This window comes from Chitinophaga sp. NPDC101104 (genome assembly GCF_050277495.1).
Classification (GTDB): domain Bacteria; phylum Bacteroidota; class Bacteroidia; order Chitinophagales; family Chitinophagaceae; genus Chitinophaga.
Genome location: NZ_JBNNSF010000002.1, coordinates 414,465 through 430,982, shown reverse-complemented (window position 1 = coordinate 430,982; position 16,518 = coordinate 414,465). Strand labels below are relative to the sequence as shown.

At 57.2% G+C, this 16,518-nt stretch carries 15 protein-coding genes; 9 read left to right on the top strand and 6 right to left on the bottom strand.

What is annotated here, in order from left to right; translation table 11 throughout:
• Nucleotides 1-71: 71 nt before the first annotated feature.
• The 6 genes from ACQKLP_RS20400 to glsA all read left to right on the top strand — a co-directional run bounded on the left by ACQKLP_RS20400 (nt 72) and on the right by glsA (nt 8,761).
• A complete protein-coding gene (locus ACQKLP_RS20400) occupies nt 72-1,493 on the top strand; it encodes an amidohydrolase family protein (RefSeq protein ID WP_427324757.1) in 1,422 nt (473 codons plus the stop codon).
• A gap of 587 nt (nt 1,494-2,080) precedes the next feature.
• Complete coding sequence (locus ACQKLP_RS20395; protein WP_427324756.1) at nt 2,081-3,046, top strand: GlxA family transcriptional regulator; 966 nt, start codon at nt 2,081-2,083, stop codon at nt 3,044-3,046.
• 515 nt (nt 3,047-3,561) lie between these two features.
• Entirely contained in the window at nt 3,562-4,953 is a 1,392-nt protein-coding gene (locus ACQKLP_RS20390; protein WP_427324755.1) for a glutamate decarboxylase, read from the top strand.
• Between the two features lie 36 nt (nt 4,954-4,989).
• Complete coding sequence (locus ACQKLP_RS20385; protein WP_427324754.1) at nt 4,990-6,441, top strand: amino acid permease; 1,452 nt, start codon at nt 4,990-4,992, stop codon at nt 6,439-6,441.
• 18 nt (nt 6,442-6,459) lie between these two features.
• Nucleotides 6,460-7,743, top strand: coding sequence for a DcaP family trimeric outer membrane transporter (locus tag ACQKLP_RS20380; protein WP_427324753.1), 1,284 nt, complete (start codon nt 6,460-6,462; stop codon nt 7,741-7,743).
• A gap of 19 nt (nt 7,744-7,762) precedes the next feature.
• Complete coding sequence (gene glsA, locus ACQKLP_RS20375; RefSeq protein WP_427324751.1) at nt 7,763-8,761, top strand: glutaminase A; 999 nt, start codon at nt 7,763-7,765, stop codon at nt 8,759-8,761.
• An 83-nt stretch (nt 8,762-8,844) separates the two neighbouring features.
• On the opposite strand, the gene ACQKLP_RS20370 is transcribed toward glsA, so the two are convergent.
• Nucleotides 8,845-9,735: a 3-hydroxyacyl-CoA dehydrogenase family protein gene (locus ACQKLP_RS20370; protein WP_427324750.1), complete on the bottom strand. Its 891-nt coding sequence runs from the start codon at nt 9,733-9,735 to the stop codon at nt 8,845-8,847.
• Between the two features lie 62 nt (nt 9,736-9,797).
• A complete protein-coding gene (locus tag ACQKLP_RS20365; protein ID WP_427325064.1) occupies nt 9,798-10,403 on the bottom strand; it encodes a carboxypeptidase-like regulatory domain-containing protein in 606 nt (201 codons plus the stop codon).
• 144 nt (nt 10,404-10,547) lie between these two features.
• Between ACQKLP_RS20365 and ACQKLP_RS20360 the strand changes: the two genes are divergently transcribed.
• On the top strand, nt 10,548-11,648 hold the full coding sequence (locus ACQKLP_RS20360; protein WP_427324749.1) for an Mrp/NBP35 family ATP-binding protein: 1,101 nt from the start codon (nt 10,548-10,550) through the stop codon (nt 11,646-11,648).
• On the opposite strand, the gene ACQKLP_RS20355 is transcribed toward ACQKLP_RS20360, so the two are convergent.
• Nucleotides 11,645-12,085: an RDD family protein gene (locus tag ACQKLP_RS20355; protein ID WP_427324748.1), complete on the bottom strand. Its 441-nt coding sequence runs from the start codon at nt 12,083-12,085 to the stop codon at nt 11,645-11,647. The two genes, ACQKLP_RS20360 and ACQKLP_RS20355, sit on opposite strands and share 4 nt — an antisense overlap.
• Nucleotides 12,086-12,138: 53 nt before the next feature.
• On the opposite strand from ACQKLP_RS20355, the gene ACQKLP_RS20350 reads away from it, so the two are divergent.
• The gene (locus ACQKLP_RS20350) at nt 12,139-12,765 is read left to right on the top strand and encodes an FMN-binding negative transcriptional regulator (protein ID WP_427324747.1); all 627 of its coding nucleotides are present in this window, start codon (nt 12,139-12,141) and stop codon (nt 12,763-12,765) included.
• A 43-nt stretch (nt 12,766-12,808) separates the two neighbouring features.
• Here the strand turns inward: ACQKLP_RS20350 and ACQKLP_RS20345 are convergent, their stop codons facing one another.
• Together ACQKLP_RS20345 and ACQKLP_RS20340 are read right to left on the bottom strand one after the other, a co-directional pair.
• Nucleotides 12,809-14,176, bottom strand: a complete 1,368-nt coding sequence (locus tag ACQKLP_RS20345) for a Gfo/Idh/MocA family protein (RefSeq protein ID WP_427324746.1) — start codon at nt 14,174-14,176, stop codon at nt 12,809-12,811.
• Nucleotides 14,177-14,206: 30 nt separating this feature from the next.
• Nucleotides 14,207-15,070 carry a sugar phosphate isomerase/epimerase family protein gene (locus ACQKLP_RS20340; protein WP_427324745.1) on the bottom strand — a complete coding sequence of 288 codons (864 nt, stop codon included), beginning with the start codon at nt 15,068-15,070 and terminating at the stop codon, nt 14,207-14,209.
• A 116-nt stretch (nt 15,071-15,186) separates the two neighbouring features.
• Here ACQKLP_RS20340 and pyrF point away from each other — a divergent pair, with 116 nt between their 5' ends.
• On the top strand, nt 15,187-15,987 hold the full coding sequence (gene pyrF, locus ACQKLP_RS20335; RefSeq protein ID WP_427324744.1) for an orotidine-5'-phosphate decarboxylase: 801 nt from the start codon (nt 15,187-15,189) through the stop codon (nt 15,985-15,987).
• Nucleotides 15,988-16,062: 75 nt separating this feature from the next.
• Here the strand turns inward: pyrF and ACQKLP_RS20330 are convergent, their stop codons facing one another.
• Nucleotides 16,063-16,506 (bottom strand): hypothetical protein, encoded by a 444-nt coding sequence (locus ACQKLP_RS20330; RefSeq protein ID WP_427324743.1) that lies wholly within the window; start codon nt 16,504-16,506, stop codon nt 16,063-16,065.
• Nucleotides 16,507-16,518: the final 12 nt, after the last annotated feature.

Below are 16,518 nucleotides of genomic sequence, written 5' to 3'. Positions count from 1 at the left end.
TCCGTGTAAAAATGCCGGGATTGTTTCAGCATGTACCATCCGGTGAAGCGGGCAGCGCGTATTTTCACGGGATGAAACGAACGCTCCTGTTACTATCGCTCGCCGCTGTGTTTTCCGGTGCGCGTGCGCAAAAAGCGCCCGCCGATCTTATCATCCGCTCCGTGTCCGTCATCGACGTGGAGCATGGCCGTACCGCTCCCGGGCAGGCCGTGGTGGTGAAAAACGGGCGCATCGTGGCCGTCACCGCCGACGGAAAACTGCGCCATACCGCGCCCGTGGTGGTAGACGGTTCCGGCAAATTCCTCATGCCCGGGCTGTGGGACAACCATATGCATTTCGGCGGAGGAGATACCCTGGCCCACGAAAACCGCAACCTGCTCCCGCTCATGCTCGCCTATGGCGTAACCGGCGTGCGCGATTGTGCCGCCGATATCAGTCATTTCGTGTTGCCCTGGCGCGACTCCGTCGCCAAAGGGCTCCTGGAAGGCCCGCACATCTTTACTTCCGGGCCCAAGCTCGAAGGCTACAAATCCGTCTGGAAAGGCGATATCGAGATCGGAACGAAGGAAGAGCTCGCCAAAGCCCTCGATTCCCTGCAGGGCCTGCATGTCGATTTCGTGAAGATCACCGACAACACCCTCCAGCCCGGGCTGTACCTCGAAAGCATCCGCCAGGCCCGGAAGCGCGGCTTCGCTATTTCCGGCCACGTGCCCTACGCCATTCCCATGAAAGCGATCGTGGACGCGGGCCTCAGCTCCGTCGAGCACATCCCCTACCTGCTGAAAGCCGGCTCGTCGGAAGAGGAAAGCATCAGCGCACAGGTAGCCGCCGGCACGCTGAAAGGCAGGGCGCTGACAGACAGGATCAATGCCACCTACGATAAAACCGCCGCGCTGAAAATGTTCCGCTACATGGCGGCCAAAGGCACCGCGGTAACGCCCACACTGAGCCTCGGACATATTCTTTCCTATTGGGACGAGCACGACCGGAGCCACGACGATTACCTGCGATACATCGGGCGCGGCCTGCAAAGCACCTACACCGGGCGCATCAACGGCATCCTGAAGCACGATGCCGCCGCTATCGCGTTCCGCAAGGCGAATTACGAAAAATCCGCCGCCGTGCTGGCCGACCTGGTGGAAGCCGGCGTCACGATCCTGGCGGGCACCGATGCAGGATACCTCAATTCCTACTGCTATCCCGGCCTGGCGCTGCACGAAGAGCTGGCGCTGATGGTGAAATACGGGATGACGGCACAGCAGGCGCTGAAAGCTTCCGTGATCAACGGGCCGAAGTTCCTGGGGCAGAAAGGCTACGGCGCCGTGGCGCCCGGCATGCATGCGGATTTGCTGCTGCTCGACGCCAATCCGCTGGAAGACATCCACAACACGCAAAAAATCCGCGGCCTCGTTTCCGGGGGGAAATGGAGAGACCGCGCCTATCTCGATAACCTGTTGGCCGAAACAGCCAGGCGTACAGCCGCAGGTATATAAACCAGCCAAATCCTTAGAACAAACCAGGGCCGTTTCCTTTACCGGAAGCGGCTTTTTTTCGCCCGTCATTTTTACCGCTCATCACGGAGATTTTTCAATTGTTAGTTTTTTAATATATTTAATGGATTAATACTAGCGGATAGATACCGATAGTCTGGAAGTAACCATTAGTACGACACCGATTACATCAGAAAAAAGGGTAAAATGACGGAAGAAAAGCACAAACCGCTGGAAATTATTGAGAACCTGAAGTTGCCTCCGCCGGAGCAGGAAACCCCGAAAACAGGGAGGGATTGTCCGGCCTGCGGGGCACGGTCCAGCAAACAGGCGGGTTTGACCCATTGCGTGTATTGCGGACATGAGTTTTCGTCCGGGCAGCCGTCCGGGGAACGGACCTGACAAGAAATGCGATCATCCGAAGCCGGCCGAAGTGCCGGCTTTTTCTTTGAAAAGTACAATGCGACTGATGGGTTAGAACCCAGCATTGGAGGGGATTACGCGCCATGGCTGTTGTATAAATTATGGGGGTGGCGGGACCGGTTGTGACGGAAAAATTGTACTTTCGGCATTCACCGCCAATGCCATTTATGAAAAAACTATCCATTCTTCTCACGAAGCATTACAGACCTATCAGCATCGCGGCGCTCCTGGACGTCTTCCAGACGGTTAACCACTATTACCAGGAAAACACAGGTATGCCTTACTTCGACATCCGGTTGGTCCGCCATCCTGAAGACGGGACGGTCGCGTTTCCGGACGAGCAGTATCAGCCGCTGCACCACGAGGAGGTGACGGCGTCTGACCTGGTGCTGATCCCGGCATTCCGCCCGGGGAACATGTCGGATTATTTGCGGGAGAACGCGGCGTTCATTCCGTGGGTCCGCCAGCAGGCGGCGAAAGGGGCGGAAGTGGCGAGCTTCTGCACGGGCGCGTTTTTGCTGGCCGCAACCGGACTGCTCGACCAGCGCAGGGCCACTACGCACGTTACGGCCGTTGAGGCGCTCTCGCGCATTTTCCCTGAGGTGATCGTAGACGCCGATGTGGTGGTTACGGACGACCGCGGGGTGTACACGAGCGGAGGGGCCACGTCCACTTTCCACCTGTTGCTGCACATCCTCGAAAAGTATTGCGACCGTACTACGGCCATTTACACGGCGAAGGTGTTTGCCATCGACATGGACCGTGCGGGGCAGTCGTATTTCGCGAACTGGTCGCCCTCCCGCGCGCATAACGACGAGCTGGTGACGGCCGCGCAGCAGCGGATGGAAGAGCGTTTCCAGGACCGGGTAACGGTGGAGGAAGTGATACACGACCTGCCGGTGAGCCGCCGCAATTTCATCCGCCGGTTCAAAACCGCTACGGGCATAACGCCTATCGAGTATTTGCAGCGCATCCGGATCGAAGCGGCTAAAAAGCTGCTTGAAGGGAAACAGGAAAACATTACCGGCGTCATGATCCAGGCCGGGTATGAAGACGCGAAGGCGTTCCGCCAGCTGTTCCGCAAGATCGTTGGCCTCTCTCCCAAAGAATACCGCGAAAAGTACGCGGGTTAACCCTTTCCACTGACTCTAAAAATCCGTCTTGCCAGCGTGCCGGATCCCCTTTGGGACCGGGGTGGAGAAGGTATGTGCGCACGCATCTGGTGATACCTTTATTTATCGAAAAATCAGGCTGATTGATTCCGCCGGTAGCTTCGTGCGGAAATTTATTGCCTTTGCTTATCCAGCCGGTAACGCTTGCATCAAAAAATAGCCTATGCTTATTCAGCCGATAAAGATAGCCCCCACTTATCCCGCCGGTGACCTCGGGCATCAAAAAGTTAACCTATCCCTCCGGTACCTTCGTCCATCAGAAAGATGTCCTTACCGGTCCATTAACAACAATAAGACGATCGTACCTCTTCCCCACTGCCGTTGAACAAATCAATTTAATTCCTGTTAATCAAACAGTAAACCCTTTCCGATACATCAGCACTGCACCCTATTATATGCATGCGCCGCCGGCAGCGCCCGGCGAAGCCATGCCCGGTATCACCATATTATCCTTAATCCAATAAAATAGTGTTAACATGGCATTACATGAAAAAAACGCGGTTCGGGGATTCTTCAAGGAAGCGGTGTACGCATCTTCCGATCTGACCATCTCGGCGCCCAAATACAAATTCCCCGGCGCGGAAATGGACCCCAGGCATGCTTACGCGATCGTGTCGGATGAAATGCTGCTCGACGGCAACTCGCGGCAGAACCTCGCTACTTTCTGCCAGACGTGGGTGGAACCGGAAGTTCACCAGATCATGGACCTCACGATCGATAAAAACATGATCGACAAAGACGAATATCCCCAAACGGCCGAAATCGAAAACCGCTGCGTGCACATGCTCGCCGATCTCTGGAACTCGCCAGACGCGTCCAACACCATCGGCTGCTCCACCACCGGATCGTCTGAAGCCGCCATGCTCGGAGGCCTCGCGCTCAAATGGCAATGGCGCAACCGCCGCCAAAAAGAAGGGAAAGACACCAGCAAACCCAATATCATCACCGGTGCCGTCCAAATCTGCTGGCATAAGTTTGCCCGCTATTTCGACGTGGAAATCCGCGAACTGCCGCTCTCCCCCGATAAACTCACCCTCAACCCCGACGATGTTGCCGCCGCCTGCGACGAAAACACCATCGGCGTTGTGCCTACCTTCGGCGTAACGTTCACCTGCATGTACGAAGACGTAAAAGCCATCAGCGACCGCCTCGATAAACTCCAGCAGGAAAAAGGGCTCGATATCCCCATGCACGTAGATGCCGCCAGCGGCGGGTTCATCGCGCCGTTCGTAAACCCCGAGATCGTGTGGGACTTCCGCATCCCCCGCGTGAAATCCATCAACGGCTCCGGCCACAAATACGGTCTTTCCCCTTTGGGCGTAGGCTGGGTGATCTGGCGCGATCGGACCGACCTGCCCGAAGACCTCATCTTCTACGTAGACTACCTCGGCGGCAACATGCCCACCTTCGCGCTGAACTTCTCCCGTCCCGGCGGACAAATCATTACCCAATACTATAATTTCATCCGGCTGGGCCGCAGCGGTTACAAAAAAGTGCAGGAAGCCGCACTCGGCCATGCACAATACATCGCCGATGAAATTGAAAAACTGGGCATGTTCACGCTTTTCTATAACGGCAGGGGCGGCTTGCCCGGCGCCAGCTGGAAGATGAAAGACGGGATCAAGCCCGGATTCACGCTGTACGACCTGGCAGACAGGCTGCGCATGCGCGGATGGCAGGTACCCGCCTACCCGCTTCCCGCCCATATGCAAGACGTGGTGATACAGCGGATACTCGTGCGCCACGGCTTCAGCCGCGATATGGCCACCCTGTTCATCAACGACGTGAAGCGCGAGATCGAGTATTTCAAAAACCACCCCGTAAGTTCATCCGCCACACAGAAAGAATCCGGCGGTTACCACCACTAGGGCGCAAACATCCTATTCCTCATCAACAACAACGATATGGCATCTGCAAATAAATCGATCTCCACCGTTCAGCTGGCTTTAATGACGGCAGCGGCGGTGATCTCCCTCCGGGGATTGCCCATGATGGCGAAGGAAGAGCTGACGATGTTTTTCTACATCGGGTTCGCCACTTTCCTCTTCCTCATGCCCGCCGCGCTGGTGGGCGCCGAACTGGGCAGCGCCTTCGCCGCGAAAGGGGGCGGTGTATATACCTGGGTGAAAGAAGCGTACAACCAGAAACTGGGCTTCCTCGCCATTTTCCTGCAATGGATACAGAATGTAGTTTGGTATCCTACCGTTCTCGCATTCGCCGCGGCAAGCATCGCCTACATGATCGGCCGGCCGGAACTGGCGCTGAACGGCACTTTCGTGGGGGTTTTCTCCATCGGTATCTACTGGTTCGCGACGTGGATCACGTTTAAGGGGACAGATATCGTGTCGAAGATCTCCAGCCAGGGGTTCCTCATCGGCACCGTGCTGCCCGGCGTGGCGGTCATACTGCTCGCGGCGGTCTGGCTGGCGGGCGGGCACCCGCTGGAGTTCCTCAACATCCCGGCGGAGCAGCATTCCCTCGTCCATGAAACCCAGGGCCGCATCCATCCGCGCCTCATCCCGGGGATTCACGGGATGGGCGATATCGCCTTCCTGGCGGGCATCCTGTTGCTGTTTGCCGGCGTGGAAGTGCATGCCGTGCATGCACAGGAGCTCTCCAATCCGCAGAAACAATTTCCCGCCGCCATCTTCCTCGCCGCGCTGATCTCTTTCGGGCTCTTCACACTGGGCTCCCTCGGCATGGCGGCCATGCTCCCGTACGACCAGATCGACCTGCAGGGCGGATTGCTCGTGGCGTTCGACCAGCAGTTCGCACGGCTGGGGGTTCCGTGGCTTACCAACATCATGGGCGCCCTTGCGGCTTTCGGCGTGCTTGCAGGCGTGATGTCGTGGATATCCGGGCCCAGCCGCGGTTTGCTGTGGACCGCCAAAGACGGGCAACTGCCGCCGTTCCTCGCACATACGAATAAAAACGGCGTGCAAAGCCATATCCTCATCGTGCAGGGATGCATCGTGTCGGTACTGTCGAGCCTCTATTTCGTGATGGACGATGTGAACGTGGCTTTCTTCCTGCTCAGCGCCCTCACCATCGGGCTGTACCTCATCATGTACATGCTCATGTACGCATCGGCCATCAAGCTGCGGTACACGCAGCCCGAACTGGTGCGCGCCTACAAGGTGCCGGGAGGCAATACCGGGATGTGGCTGATCGCCGGGATTGGGTTCATTGCCGTGGCGTTCTCCTTCGTGGTGGCGTTTTTCCCGCCCACGCAGCTGCCGGTGGGCAGTCCAGCCTTCTACGTTGGCGTAGTGGCGGTCGGCACCATCGTTTTCGTAGCGGCGCCGTTCCTCATCAGCGCATCCGTCAAAAAGAAACCCGCAACCGCAAAAACCTGATCCACCAATACGTACATCATGAACATGCGACCAATATTCCGGCTGGCCGCGCGATGTGCGCTCCTGGCCGCCGGCACGCTGGCTGTAACCCACGCCCGCGGCCAGGACCCTGACTCCCGGGCGCGCCTCGACTCGCTCGAAGCCCGCATGCGCAGGCTCGAGCTCCGCATTAACCGCATCGACCCCGATCCCCGCTCCCAAACCAGGAGCGCCATCGAATCGGGCAGGTTCGGCGGTTTCGTGCTGGCCGACAACAAAGGCGTATCGCTGGAAATCGGCGGCTTCGTGCAGTTCGACGCCATTCACGACTTCCACCGCACGTCCAACCACGACGCGTTCCAGCCCAGTTCCATCCTCATTCCCAACGATCACAAAACGAGCACTTCCTACTCCATCCGTCAAACCCGATTCAACTTCATCGGCACCATCCCCATCGGGAAAAATCCGCTGAAAACCATCCTCGAATTCGATCTCTTCAACCCCGACGGTTCCTCCGTTCCCCGCCTCCGTCACGCCTGGGGCGAATACGGCCGATTCGGAGCAGGACAGTACTGGTCGAACTTCATGGACATCGACGTGTTCCCCAATACGCTCGATTATTACGGTCCCAATTCGATGGTTTTTACCCGGCAGGTGCAGGTGCGGTACACGCAACCGGTTGGCGAGCATACGAAAATCGCCGTCTCGCTGGAAAAACCCAGCGGCAACATCACCTTACCCGCAGACAGCGGCTACGCCAGCCTGCAGCAGTTGCCGGACGCGGTGCTGAGCATCCGGCACGATTGGGGAACGGGCAACCACATCAAACTGGCCGGCGCCTTTCACCCGCTCACGTACGAAACGCCCGCGCTCGACCGCAAAAGCGCGCCGGGCTGGGGCGTGAACCTTACCGGGGCGTTCCAGTTGCCGAACAAGGATAATTTCGTGTACCAGGCCGCGTATGGAGAAGGGATCGCGAATTACCTCAACGATATCGGCGGCAACGGCTACGATGCCATCTACCATTCTCCCGAGAAAAAACTCAATACCGTACCGGCGCTCGGTTTGATGGGGTTCTACGACCATTGGTGGTCAGACAAATGGAGCACCACCGCGGGATGGGCGTACCTGACGCTGAAACCCAAAGCCTATCAGCCTCCGGCGGATTTCAACTGGTCGCACTACGGCGTGGGCAACCTGTTGTGGTACCCCAACGGCTTCATGAAAGTAGGCATCGAATATCTATACGGTTACCGGAACAACATCGATGGTATGAACGCAGACAACCACCGCCTTCAACTCTCCGCGATGTTCAAATTCTAAACCTCAAAAACGCGTAACAATGAAACGTTTGATAATGGGTCTGATGGCCGTTCTCCTCCTTCCGCTGGCCGCGCTGGCGCAAGACCTGGACGCGCTGCTGAAGGAAACGCATGCGAAATTCGCCAACCTTCCCGGCGGCGCCAACGCGAACTACATTCCCTTCCTCGCCAACGTTCCTTCCCACCTCTTCGGCATCGCCATTGTAACGGCGGATGGAAAAGTGTATGAAGTGGGCGATTCGAAATACGAGTTCGGCATCGAATCCATTTCGAAAGCGTTCGTGCTGTGCAAGGCGATGATGGACGTGGGGCCAGACAGCATCATGCACGGCATCGGCGTCAACGCCACCGGCATGCCTTTCAATTCGGTGATCGCCATCGAGCTGGAAGGATATTCTCCGCAGAACCCGCTGGTGAACGCCGGTGCCATGGCGGCCAACAGCATGGTGAAGGGGCCTGACAAAGATGCGCAATGGAAGATCGTGCTGGATTACCTGGGAGAAATGGCCGGACGGCCACTGCAACTCATCGATGAATTGTATAAATCCGAAGCCGCCACCAACCAGCACAACCGCGCCATCGCCATGCTGCTGGCGGCTTACGGGCATATGTGGGCCGACCCGATCGACGCGTGCGACAGCTACACCAAACAATGTTCCGTGGGCGTTTCCGCCAAAGACCTTGCCGTCATGGCCGGCATGCTGGCCAACGGCGGTGTGAACCCTCTCACGCGTAAACGTTTGCTGAAAGCGGAATATGTACCGAAAGTACTGGCGGCGATGTCGATGGAAGGATTATATACAACATCCGGGGAATGGCTGTACCAGGTGGGGCTTCCCGGCAAAAGCGGTGTAGGCGGCGGCGTGATCGCCGTGGCGCCGGGCAAAATGGCCATCGCGGCGTTCGCGCCCCCGCTGGACCCCGTCGGCAACAGCGTGAAGGCCATGGCGGCGATCCAATACATCTCCGAAAAACTCGATCTCAACCTGTACAAGTCAACTGCCAGAAAGGAGCAGTAACAAGGATATAGATGTGGGATTTGATGGAAAGACCCGCCAGGCGATCACTGTAGCCGGCGGGTCGATTATTTTACGGAAGTAATTTATTGACGGAAGCGGTCGCTTACCACGAGGTCTTTCCCCGCGCCTTCGTATTTGTAGAAACCCTTGCCGCTCTTCACGCCCAGGTGCCCTGCGGTCACCATGTTCACCAGCAGCGGGCAGGGCGCGTATTTCGGTTGTCCAAATCCGTCGTGCAGCACGCGGAGGATGGAAAGGCAAACATCGAGCCCGATGAAATCCGCCAGTTGCAGCGGGCCCATGGGGTGCGCCATACCGAGCTTCATCACCGTATCGATGGACTCCACGCCCGCTACGCCTTCATGCAGCGCAATGATGGCTTCGTTGATCATGGGCATGAGGATGCGGTTGGCCACGAAACCGGGATAGTCGTTTACGATACAGGGCACTTTGCCCAGTTTGAGCGACAGTTCCCGCACTGCTTCCGTGACGTCGGATTCGGTGGCATATCCGTTGATGATCTCTACGAGTTTCATCACGGGCACGGGGTTCATGAAGTGCATCCCGATCACTTTGCCGGGGCGCGAGGTGGCGGCGGCGATCTTGGTGATGGAAATGGAAGAGGTATTGGTGGCGAGGATGGTACCGGGAGCGGTGTGCTGGTCGAGATCGCGGAAGATGCGGAGTTTCAGGTCCACATTTTCGGTGGCGGCTTCCACTACTAGCTCCACGCCTTTCACGCCGGCGGCCATATCGGTAAAGGTGTGAAGATTGGCGATGGTGCTTTGCTTCACGTCTTCCGTAATGATTTCCTTGGCGAGCTGGCGGTTGAGGTTGCGGACGATCGTGTCCAGGGCTTTATCGAGCGCGGGCTGCGCCACATCGATGAGGTGAACGGTGAAACCGTTTTGCGCAAACACGTGCGCAATGCCGTTTCCCATCGTGCCGGCGCCGATCACGGCTACTTTCTGCATAACGTACAATTTTGGTGAATGATGCGGCAATTTAGGAAAAAGCGCGCACCGGGCCGCGGGGGTTAATTTTTCCTTTTAAAATCGCCCCGTTTCCAGGATTCGATGAACTGGGCCCAGGCCAGCGGGTTGAAGATGTTCTGCGGCGGCACCTGGCCGGCGTAGTACAGCGATTGCTGCTGCTTCTGCATGAACACGTTATACGCTCCGCCCGCATCGATCGGCATGCCCTGCGCAATAGCGCGCAGCTTTGCCTGCTCGTTGTTTTTCCTGGCTATTTCGTACATATCGTTCGGAATATCCATGCTCACGAACAGTTTCTCGAATTCGCGGCGGGTAGGGTAAGGCTTGATGATGGTCTCCGTCAGGTACACCGTGTCTTCCGCCATCAGCTGGATCATGGAATAACGGTTGCCCGGCAAGTCGAGCGGGATTTTGTAATCCTTCTTGCGGAAGCCTACGGCACTGAACTGCAGCGTATCCCCTTTAAACGCAACGATGGAAAAAACGCCCACGCTGTTGGAGATGGTGCCGCGGCCCTGGCCCTTCACGAGGATGCTCACCGCCGGTACGGCACGCAGGCTGTCTGCCGTCATGGTAATACCGGATATCTGTATGATGCTGTCCCTGAACGCTTTGAATTGCGCAGAGGAAAGTAAAGGCAAGCACACCAGGGAAAAAAGTATGACAAGATTTCTATACATGTGTAGGCACTAAGATACAGGAACTGACCCGCAATGTCCAATATAATAGCGACAAATTAAACCTCATTTATGGTTAACTTTGCAGATCGCAATCAAATTTAACAACATTTTATGATCACAAAAGAGAAGGTCCTCGAGGCGCTGTCGAATGTGGAAGAACCCGATCTGGGAAAGGATCTGGTGACCCTCAACATGGTGAAGGACATCGAGATCGAAGGAAATAAAGTTACGTTTACGGTGGTGCTCACCACGCCTGCGTGCCCGTTGAAGGAACTCATCCGCAACGCGTGCGTCCATGCCATTCACCACCTCGTCAGCAAGGAAGCGGAAGTAGAAGTTAAAATGACTGCCAACGTCAGCTCCAACCGGAAAGACGGCAATACCCTGCTACCGAATGTCAAGAATATCATCATGGTCGCCTCCGGCAAAGGCGGCGTAGGCAAATCCACCGTAGCCGCCAACCTGGCGATCGCCCTGGCGCAGGACGGTGCCAAGGTAGGCCTCATGGACGCCGATATCTACGGCCCCAGCGTGCCCATCATGTTCGGCGTTCGCGGCCAGCGGCCGATGATGGTGAACGTCAACGGCAAAGGCATGATCGCCCCCATGGAAAAATACGGCATCCAGTTCATGTCTATCGGATTGCTGGTAGACGAAAAACAGGCCATCGTTTGGCGTGGCCCCATGGCCAGCAGCGCCCTGAAACAATTCGTGAGCGACGTCCATTGGGGCGACCTGGATTACCTCGTGATCGACATGCCCCCCGGAACGGGCGACGTCCACATCACCCTCGTGCAATCCGTGCCCGTAACCGGCGCCGTGATCGTGACCACCCCGCAAGACGTGGCCCTGGCAGACGCCAAGAAAGGCATCTCCATGTTCAGCTCCCCGCAGGTGAACGTGCCCATCATCGGCCTCGTGGAAAACATGGCGTACTTCACGCCCGCGGAACTGCCGGAAAACAAATATTACATCTTCGGGAAAGAAGGCGGCATGCGCCTCGCGGAAGAACTGGAAATCCCGTTCCTCGGCCAGATACCGCTGGTCCAGAGCATCCGCGAAGGTGGCGACGACGGCGTTCCGGCCATCACCGGCAACGATCCCGTTACGCAGAAAGCCTTCACCGAATTCGCCGGCAATACCGCCCGCAATATCGCGATGCGCAATGCCAACATCGCGCCCACCAAGATCGTGGAGATCACGGAGCGCTAAGGCAACGAATGCTTCAGCACCACTACACTCCCGGCGCCGAGGTCGTGAATGGCCCGGCGCTCGGGATTGAAGTGGACCGTGACGAACGAAAGCCACCCCAGCAGGCATTTCAACGCATAACGCGCATATGCCGCCCAGATCGGGATCTTTTTACGGATATCGGCCGACCGGCGCACCCTGATACCGGTGACCCAGTTGCCTACCGTACACCCGATAGCCGTACACAGCGGTTCATACACGCCCCAGAGCGCCAGGAAAATGACGATATTGATCCATTCCGGCGCCCCCTCGCCCAGGCCGTCCAGCAACCGCGACGCCGGCAACATTAGCAGCACAATAAATAACAGGTCGATAAAAGAAGATTGAATGCGCTTGACCAGCGTGGGGAACGCAGGCTCCTGCCCTTCGGCAGGCATAACGGGAACTATTGGGTCCATGGTATCGGGATTAAATGTCAAACAATATATCACAAATAATCATACTTATCAACATGTACACCCCTAAGCAAACAGAAGAACACGATTTCGAAACCATTGCCGCTTTTATCCGCAAACACGCCTTCGCATTGCTGCTGAGCGTGCACGACGGCGTCCCCTACGGCACCCACATCCCGGTAGAACTGGAAGAAAAGGCACCGGGCTCCTACGTGCTGAGAGGCCACCTCGCCAACGCAAATCCCCAAACGGAAGATTTCAGGTCCGGGCAAACATTCCTCGCCGTTTTCACCGATCCCCACGCCTACATCTCCTCTTCCTGGTACGAAAAGGAAAAAATCCCCACATGGAACTACATCGCCGTGCATATCTACGGCAAACTGCGCATCCTCTCGGAAGCGGAACTGGTCGAATCCCTCACCGGCCTGATGAACAAATATGAAGCCTCGTCCGAACATCCCGTCCGCATGGCCGACATCCCGGAAAAAGCCATGCAGGCCAGTCTTAAAGCGATCACCGGCTTCGAAATGTCGCTGGATAAAATCGAGACGCGCTTCAAACTGAGCCAGAACCGCAACGACCGCGATTACGCCAACATCATCTCGCACCTCAACGCCACGGGCGATACACAGGCGGCGGAGATCGCGGAGGAAATGGCGAAAAGACGGCAGGCCGGACAGTAACCCGTCCGGCCCGCGCGCCTTCGTTTATGCGTGCAATAAAAAACTACAGGGTAAATACTTTCCCGCCAACCATCACGTCCTGTTTCGCTTCGTCGAACGTAGCGCGCAGTCCCGTGCGGTAAGCCGCCGTGCCCATGATGAGGGCGATGGAGTGGCTGTACGCCGCTTCGATGGGCGCGTTGGTTTTCAGGTCCTGCCTGCGCACGCAATCCATCCAGTTGCGGACGTGGGCGTTGGTGGTATCGTCTCCGCCGGTGTTGGCGCCCGCTTCTACGCCGGCCGCGGCCGCGAGGCTCATTTCGGGCAGCAGGTTCGCTTTCAGGCCCATCGCCGCCGCTTCTTTTTCGCGGAGGCCGCCGTTGGGGGAAATCTTGTTGGTGCTCATGTCGATCATCCCGCCGTTGGAATAATACAACTCTTTGGTACCGCCCGCGGAGTTATGGAAACGCGAGCTGTACACCACCTGGAAGCCCGACGAAGGATCGTTCTGCGGGCCGTATTCCAGTACCGCGGTGAGCGTATCCGCGTTGGTGCGCCCGTCTTTCCACTGGTAAATGCCGCCGCCGGCCACAACGCTGCGCGGATGTTCGAGGCCGGAGAACCAATGCACGGTATCGATCTGGTGCGTCATCCACTGGCCGAAGATGCCGGAGGAATATGGCCAGAAGAGGCGGTACTCGAGGTATTTGCGGGGGTCCCAGTTTTCTTTCGGGCGGGTGCAATGGAACCGGGCGAAGTCTACGTCGGCCTGGCGGATTTCGCTGACCAGGTCGGGCCGGCGCCAACGGCCAGGCTGATTCACGTTCCAGGTCATTTCCACCATGGTGATGGGGCCGAATTTGCCTTCCTGGATGAATTTGGCCGCGGCATGGTACCCAGGGCCGCTGCGGCGCTGCGTGCCCACCTGGAACACGCGATTGGAGGCTTTCACGGCCTTGAGCGCATTGCGGGCGTCTTCCATCGTTTCGGCGAAGGGCTTTTCGCAATACACGTCTTTCTTGTTATTCACGGCTTCGATGGTATGGAAGGCGTGCTGGAAATCGGCCGTGGCGATCATCACCGCGTCGAGGTCCTTGATCCGGTACAGTTCGTCGTTATTCACACAGGCCTGAACGGAGCGGCCGAGCTTGCCTTCCAGTACGGATTTCCCCTCTTCGCGGCGGCGCTTCCAGATGTCGGACACGGCTACGATGTCGAAATTCAGGTCTTTGTAATTGTTGAGGAAACAGGGCATGAGCGCCTGGCGGAAACGGTCGGAAAAGCCGACCACGCCCACGTTCACGCGGTCATTCGCTCCCAGGATGCGGGCATAGCTGCTGGCCGGCATGCCCATGGCGCTGAGCGCCACGCCGGCGCCCCCCATCATGGAGAGTTTCAGGAATTCGCGGCGGTTCTTGTTGCTAATAGTCATAGTGGAATGATTTTATGATTGTTGGGTTGATTACTCGTAAGCTTCGTTCAGTTGTTGGGTGAGATACGCCAATGCAGGCCTGCATTCTTCCGGCATGTTCTTCCATCCGCATTCCATGGTGATGCGGCCTTTGTACCCCGCTTTCTTCAGCATGGCGAGATACGGTCTGAAATCCTGGCCCGCCGTGCCGGGGGCACGCCGCCCCTCCTTCTCCGCGATATGGCAATGCACCAGGTACGGCGCCGCGGCAAGGATCGATGCGGGATCTTCCCCTTCGCGCAGCATGTGGTAAATATCCACCGTTACCCGGAAATTGGGATGATTGACGGCTTGGGCGATGTGGGTGACGATGGAAAGACTGTTAATGAAGTTATCTTCCGACTTGTTGAGATTTTCCATGGCGATGATGCGGTCGTATTTCTTCGCCACGTCGGCCATTTTCCGGGAAATGGCGATCAGCTCGCGCAGCGCGGTGGCCGAATCCTGCCCTTCCTGCAATTTCCGCGCGCCGGCCGAACCGAACACGATGATCTTTACGCCCGCTTCCCTGGCGCGCTGCATGAGGGTGTCTACATACCCGAGAATTTCCTTTTCATTGGCTTCCCTGCCCGTGAGCCGGATGGTGCCGGGAAGGAAGAGGTTGCAGGTGACAAGGTCGAGCTTCATGGCCCGGATCCTGCCCAGGAACCGGTGATAGGCCGTGTCTGGGACAGACGGGGCGAACAGCTTCCTCGCGCCTTCCTCGATATGCGCAAACCCGGCCGCAGCAAGGAGACTGTCGTTCTCCATAGACGTAGCCACGCCTATTTTCGGCAATCCGCGCTTCTGTGCATTCGATTGCATAAAAGGCAGGCAAAAGAGGAGGGCGAACAGTAATTTTTGATAAAGTTTCATGGAAATCAGTTTTTCGACAATCGTGGACCGGGGAAAAATTAAGAAGGAAAATCGGAAAATCAAAATCAGGAATTGACAAAAATGCCGGAAATTCGCGCTAACACTGAAAACATATTATGAATAGACAGGAATTGGTGCAGCTCATCAGGGACAGGAAATCTTACTTATGTATCGGTCTGGATACGGACATGCAGAAGATTCCCAAACACCTGCATTCCCACCCCGACCCGATGTTCGCCTTCAACAAAGCCATCATCGACGCCACGCACGACCTTTGCGTCGCCTACAAAATCAACACCGCATTTTACGAGTGCCAGGGCATCCGCGGATGGGAAAGCCTCCAGCGCACCATCGAGTATATTCCTAAAACCGTATTCACCATCGCCGACGCCAAACGCGGCGATATCGGCAACACGTCTACCTATTACGCCAAAACCTTCTACGAGACCTACGGCTTCGACTCCGTGACCGTAGCGCCGTACATGGGCCGCGACAGCGTGGAGCCCTTCCTCGGTTTCAGCGACAAATTCGCCATCGTGCTCGGCCTCACCAGCAACGCCGGCAGCGCCGACTTCCAGCTGCAACCCGCCGGCGACGGCCTTTTGTACGAAAAAGTGCTGCGCACCTGCGCATCCTGGGGCACGCCGGACAATATGATGTTCGTAGTGGGCGCAACACAGGCGGATTCCGTAGCCTCTATCCGCAAGATCGTCCCAGACCACTTCCTCCTCGTGCCCGGTGTGGGCGCGCAGGGCGGCAGCCTCAGGGATATTTCCGAAAAGGGGATGAACGGTGATGTAGGGCTGCTGGTCAATGCCAGTCGCGCCGTGATCTACGCCGGTAACGACGAGAAGTTCGCGGAAGACGCGCGCGCCGCGGCGCAGGCCCTTCAGGCGGAAATGGCGACTTACCTGTAAGTCAACCCCGGTAAAAGTTATTGGAAATCATAGTGAAACGCTCCCGGCCGGGGGCGTTTCCGTTTTTGGGAAGGCTTATTTGAAAACGCAGTTGCGGGCCGTCCACCAGGGCTTGATGTCGAACCGGAGGCGGCCCGTCGCCACGGCTGTATCCGCCAATACCATGTTTACCGCATCGAGGCTGTCGGCCGCTTTCAATACATACATCCCCCGCAGATCATCATATTCCGCAAACGCGCCGGCCAGCATCATTTTGCCTTCGCGGGTGAGGTTGCGGATGTGGAGCACGTGCGCTTCGTCTATCAACGCGGCAGACGCGGGGTCTTGCTGCATATGGTCGCCATTCCGGAAAAAAACCATCCAGTACTGCTGTACGATGGTAGCCTGTGCCAGGGAATCCGCCGTGGCGGGCGGAAGCGTCACCGTTCCTTCCGGCTTTTGTTTCAGCCGGGAAGAAAAACTGGCGATCACGAACGTCAGGAAAACGCCCAGCAGGAACACAGGTATCAATTTGGCCATAAGCGACAGATT

Excerpts from the sequence above, each read along its gene's own strand:
- ACQKLP_RS20350 (WP_427324747.1), top strand. The coding sequence starts at position 12,139 with ATGTACACCCCTAAGCAAACAGAAGAACACGATTTCGAAACCATTGCC.
- ACQKLP_RS20360 (WP_427324749.1), top strand. The coding sequence starts at position 10,548 with ATGATCACAAAAGAGAAGGTCCTCGAGGCGCTGTCGAATGTGGAAGAA.
- pyrF (WP_427324744.1), top strand. The coding sequence starts at position 15,187 with ATGAATAGACAGGAATTGGTGCAGCTCATCAGGGACAGGAAATCTTAC.
- ACQKLP_RS20385 (WP_427324754.1), top strand. The coding sequence starts at position 4,990 with ATGGCATCTGCAAATAAATCGATCTCCACCGTTCAGCTGGCTTTAATG.
- ACQKLP_RS20370 (WP_427324750.1), bottom strand. The coding sequence starts at position 9,735 with ATGCAGAAAGTAGCCGTGATCGGCGCCGGCACGATGGGAAACGGCATT.
- ACQKLP_RS20390 (WP_427324755.1), top strand. The coding sequence starts at position 3,562 with ATGGCATTACATGAAAAAAACGCGGTTCGGGGATTCTTCAAGGAAGCG.
- ACQKLP_RS20340 (WP_427324745.1), bottom strand. The coding sequence starts at position 15,070 with ATGAAACTTTATCAAAAATTACTGTTCGCCCTCCTCTTTTGCCTGCCT.
- ACQKLP_RS20330 (WP_427324743.1), bottom strand. The coding sequence starts at position 16,506 with ATGGCCAAATTGATACCTGTGTTCCTGCTGGGCGTTTTCCTGACGTTC.
- ACQKLP_RS20400 (WP_427324757.1), top strand. The coding sequence starts at position 72 with ATGAAACGAACGCTCCTGTTACTATCGCTCGCCGCTGTGTTTTCCGGT.
- ACQKLP_RS20395 (WP_427324756.1), top strand. The coding sequence starts at position 2,081 with ATGAAAAAACTATCCATTCTTCTCACGAAGCATTACAGACCTATCAGC.
- ACQKLP_RS20380 (WP_427324753.1), top strand. The coding sequence starts at position 6,460 with ATGAACATGCGACCAATATTCCGGCTGGCCGCGCGATGTGCGCTCCTG.
- ACQKLP_RS20345 (WP_427324746.1), bottom strand. The coding sequence starts at position 14,176 with ATGACTATTAGCAACAAGAACCGCCGCGAATTCCTGAAACTCTCCATG.
- glsA (WP_427324751.1), top strand. The coding sequence starts at position 7,763 with ATGAAACGTTTGATAATGGGTCTGATGGCCGTTCTCCTCCTTCCGCTG.
- ACQKLP_RS20355 (WP_427324748.1), bottom strand. The coding sequence starts at position 12,085 with ATGGACCCAATAGTTCCCGTTATGCCTGCCGAAGGGCAGGAGCCTGCG.